4 protein-coding genes are annotated in these 4,201 nt (G+C 63.6%); 3 read left to right on the plus strand and 1 reads right to left on the minus strand.

The genetic code is table 11. The features are described 5' to 3' along the window. From ABSF49_RS20660 to ABSF49_RS20670, 3 genes are all read left to right on the plus strand, one after another. Positions 1-137: DUF3297 family protein (locus tag ABSF49_RS20660; RefSeq protein ID WP_424114523.1), on the plus strand; the 137-nt coding region annotated here is incomplete at its 5' end. Positions 138-228: 91 nt separating this feature from the next. Next, positions 229-591, plus strand: coding sequence for a VOC family protein (locus ABSF49_RS20665; protein ID WP_424114520.1), 363 nt, complete (start codon positions 229-231; stop codon positions 589-591). A gap of 704 nt (positions 592-1,295) precedes the next feature. After that, positions 1,296-2,513, plus strand: a complete 1,218-nt coding sequence (locus ABSF49_RS20670; protein ID WP_424114521.1) for a hypothetical protein — start codon at positions 1,296-1,298, stop codon at positions 2,511-2,513. 94 nt (positions 2,514-2,607) lie between these two features. Here the strand turns inward: ABSF49_RS20670 and mutL are convergent. After that, positions 2,608-4,201: DNA mismatch repair endonuclease MutL (mutL, locus tag ABSF49_RS20675; RefSeq protein WP_424114522.1), on the minus strand; the 1,594-nt coding region annotated here is incomplete at its 5' end.

A 4,201-nucleotide genomic window follows, 5' to 3' on the forward strand; every position in this document is an offset into this window, starting at 1 on the left:
GCGTCAGCGAGGGCTGGATCCGCGCCCCCGTCGGCAAGACGCGCGACCGCAAGGGCAACCTGCTGACGATCCGCTTCACCGGCCCGGTCGAGCCGTATTATCTGACGCCGAGCAACGTCTCGGGCCATTCCGATTAGGCCGTCACGGCCGTTCGCGCTGCGCGCTGCTGACAGAATCTGACGCGCCTGACCGCTAGGTCTCCTTGCCGCCAACCCAGGGAGCCCAGCCATGGCCGATATCAGCTTCATCCTGCTCTACGTCGAAGACGTCGCGGCGAGCGTCGCGTTCTACGCCAAGATCCTCGACCGCCCGGCGGCCGAATCATCGCCGACCTTCGCCATGCTGCCCGCCGCGCCCGGCGTGATGCTCGGCCTGTGGCGGCGCGACGGCGTCGCGCCCGCGGCCGGCGCGCCCGGCGGGGCTGAGATCGCTTTCACCCTCGACAGCGAAGCGGAGGTCGCGGTGACCATCGCGCGCTGGCAGGCGCTCGGCGCGCGCGTCGCCCAGCCGCCGACGCAGATGGATTTCGGCTTCACCGGCGTCGCCCTCGACCCCGACGGCCACCGGCTGCGGGCGTTCGCGCCGGGATGACGCCGCCTCGTTCCGCGCGGGCCGGCGACTTTGGGACGCGGGCGCGTAAAATCAGGGCGTTGGGCGCCAAGTTCTGTCCCTTTTCAGGGACCGGCGGCGGCGCGATGCTCGCCTCCCGACGACCATCGCCTGCGCGTCTTCGCGTCGGAATGACAGAGGTCGCGGAACTCCCTGCCTGATCCGTGCTCGGCGTCAATGTCACGCCCGCTTCGCGGGTTGCGCCCCCGGATCAGCGTCCGGGGGCGCAAACATTGACCCCTCCGCGCGGTTCAGGCGGTTGGCCTCCATGATCGTTGCTGCGCGATCCGGCCGTGCGGCCGGCTTCGCGCAGCAACGATCATGGAAGCATGCCGTCACATCGGAGCGGCGCAGTCACCGCGAAGGGGGCGAAGCGCAGCGCAGCAGCCGCAAAGCGGCTTGACGGCGGCGGGCCGATGTGACGGGCCTCTTTGAGACCCAGACGCGTAAAATCAGCGCGTTAGGCGCCAGATTCTATCTCTTTTCACGGGGCAAGCACGGAGCAATTTTGTTCGACTCGACAATTTCGGGTTCCTTGCGCTACCGGTCGCGGCACCTTAAATTGGAACAAGAGTGGAACATCTCGGCGAGGCGTCGTGGCTTGTACCCTTAGCGCTAAGCGCCGAGATTAATGTGGGCTGCGGCTGCGATTCTCTGGGCAGTACACTAAAATAGTCGACAACAATATGTTTGAACAGGCACTAATTCTGCGCGCTGGGATGGCCGATACCCTCGACATTGGCCTTTTGGCGGAGACTCTGTTCTTCTACGGCTCGGCCCATTTGTTACTCGATCGGGGATCAGTAATAGAGCTGGCGCGGAAGATCCCCGCTGATGACTTGTTTGCTTTGCTGGACAAGAACTCCGTCAAGGTCTCATACGTTCGTCCAAATTTCTCCGTGATGACTTCTGGATTTCCTCCGGCTCATCGATTTGCGGCATTTACATTTCACGGCGTGGGTCCGGGCAAGCAAAAAATCGATTATCAGGAAGAAATTCACGATATGCTGGTGAGAGAATTTGGCAATTCTCTTTCGACGAGAAAGCTTGCGAGAGGAATCGTTGACCGACTAAAACTGCACAAGTTTTCTGGTATCCCTGGTAAAGAGGATGCGATTTGCGATTTAGCACTGGCCGACGTAAAGGATACCAAATTCGTTAAGCTGGCTATAACAGAAATTCTAGCTCATCTTCTGCCTGAATATCAACTTCATAAGCACTTTAAATTTTCGATATTCGACCTCGGCAAAGAATTTGTTGTTGAAACGGATTTAGATTTCGTCAAGCTCAACGCGATCTACCATCAGAGAGTCTCAGTATCGCATAGTTCAATCAACCCAGCCTATATACTTGCCCACCTTGTCGCCGCGCGAGCGGACAGTCATTTTGCAGCCTATTATATGGCGGAGCCTGTAACCACCCCACTAAATAGTAACATAATCAGACTTAAACATTTTGAGTTTTTACAGCGCCGCCAAACCAACGCCGAAGAAATACAAACCTTCCATGATCTTATTATCCCGGATTTTCCATCGATCCGAGAGACATTAAACGAGGGGCGCCGAACGTTTGGTGAGTTTCTTACTTTGCTTGATCAGGCAGACAAATTTAAGAGCTTCATCCAGAAAACCAATCCGGACGTTGGGCTTGTTCACGAATATCATCGGAGCGCGACCGCATCGACGTGGGCCGACAAACTGCCGTCCAAATCGATCCGGTTCGCGGTCGCGACTGCGCTTGGGGTCGCGGCCGATGCCATTTTCCCGACGGGCTTGGGAACAACGATCGGAATCACTATTGGTGGGGCAGACAGCCTCTTCGGCGATCGCTTGATAAAAGGATGGCGACCTAACCACTTTATTGCGGGCCCATATCGCAAATTCGTGGAGCCCCCCACGGAGTAGCCGTTGCTCAAGTCCAATAGACGGAAAATCGCATCGCGCTCCCGTGGACTGGTACCGACGTTCCGCAAACCACTGTCACCACCGCTCCCCTTCGCTACCTTCGCCCGAACAGCCGCTCGATGTCGGCGAGCTTCAGCTCGACGTAGGTCGGCCGGCCGTGATTGCACTGGCCAGCGCCGGGCGTCGCTTCCATTTCCCGAAGCAACGCGTTCATTTCTTCGGGCTTGAGTTGACGGCCGGCGCGCACGGAGTGATGGCAGGCGATCGTCGCCAGCCGATGGTCGAGCTTGCGCTCGAGCGTCTCAGCGCCGTCCTCGGCGGCGAGGTCGTCGGCGAGATCGCGCACCAGCGCGGCCATGTCGGCGCCGTCGAGCAGCGCGGGGGCTTCGCGCAAAAGGATCGCGCCGGCGCCGAACGGCTCGACGACGAGGCCCAGCGCTTCGAGCTCGCCCGCCCTTTCGGCGAGCGCGGCGGCGGCGCGCGGCTCGAGGTCGACGACCAAGGGGCTGAGCAGGATCTGCCGCGCGATGCCGTTCTGCGCGCGCTGGCGCTTGAGCTTCTCGTAGACGATGCGCTCATGCGCGGCGTGCTGATCGACGATGACGACGCCGTCCAGCGTCTGCGAGACGATGAAGGCGTCGTGCACCTGCGCGCGCGCGGCGCCGAGCGGCGCGGCGAGATCGGCGGCGGCCGGCGGCGCGGAAGCGCGCGCGTCGGCCGACGGGGCGAATTCGGCGAAGGCGGCCTGCGCCGGCTCGGCGAAGCGGTTCGCCCCGGCCCACGGCGCGGCGGGCGAAGCGCGCCATCCCCGGGTCAAGCCCGGGGACCAATCGGCGGGCGGGGCTGCGCGATCATCGGGCGCGCGCATTGCGGCGAGCGTATCGACGCCGCCGCTGGCGCTGGCGCGATGCCCCGCCGCCGCGAAGGCCTGGCGCACCGCGCCGATCAGCAGCGCGCGGATGAGCCCGCTATCGCGGAAGCGCACTTCGGCCTTGGCCGGATGGACGTTGACGTCGACCTCGCTCGGCGCGCAATCGACGAACAGGACCGCGACGCAATGGCGGTCGCGCGGAATGAAGTCGAGCGCGGCGGCGCGCAAGGCGCCTGACAGCAGCCGGTCGCGCGCCGTGCGGCGGTTGACGAAAAAATATTGCGACAGCGCGTTCGGCTTGTTGAAGGTCGGCAGGCCGACCCAGCCGGAAATGCGCACGCCCTCGCGCGCGGCCTCGACCCTCAGCGCGTCGGCGACGAACGCGTCGCCGAGCGCCTGGCGCAGCCGCTCGCGCTCGCCCGCTTCGCCCGCCGGGCAGGCCGGACAATCGAACGAACCGCCGACATCGCTCATGAAGGAGAAGCGCACGCCGGGACTGGCGAGGGCGAGGCGGCGAACGACATCGGCGCAGGCCTGCGATTCCGAGCGATCGGACTTGAGGAACTTCAGCCGCGCCGGCGTCGCGGCGAACAGGTCGCGCGCTTCGACCCGCGTGCCGGCGGGATGGGATATCGGCCGCAGCGCGCTCTTCGCGCCGTCCTCGACGCAAAGCGCGAACGCTCCGTCGGCGCCGTGGGCGCGGCTGCGGATTTCGAGCCGCGACACCGAAGCGATCGACGGCAGCGCTTCGCCGCGGAAGCCGAGGGTCGCGATATTGGCGAGGTCGCCGTCGGGAATCTTCGAGGTCGCGTGGCGC

The sequence above is a fragment of the Roseiarcus sp. genome (assembly GCF_049514155.1).
Taxonomy (GTDB): domain Bacteria; phylum Pseudomonadota; class Alphaproteobacteria; order Rhizobiales; family Beijerinckiaceae; genus Roseiarcus.

What these genes read in the sequence shown, in the direction of transcription:
- ABSF49_RS20670 (WP_424114521.1), top strand. Translation starts at nt 1,296, where the DNA reads ATGTTTGAACAGGCACTAATTCTGCGCGCTGGGATGGCCGATACCCTC.
- ABSF49_RS20665 (WP_424114520.1), top strand. Translation starts at nt 229, where the DNA reads ATGGCCGATATCAGCTTCATCCTGCTCTACGTCGAAGACGTCGCGGCG.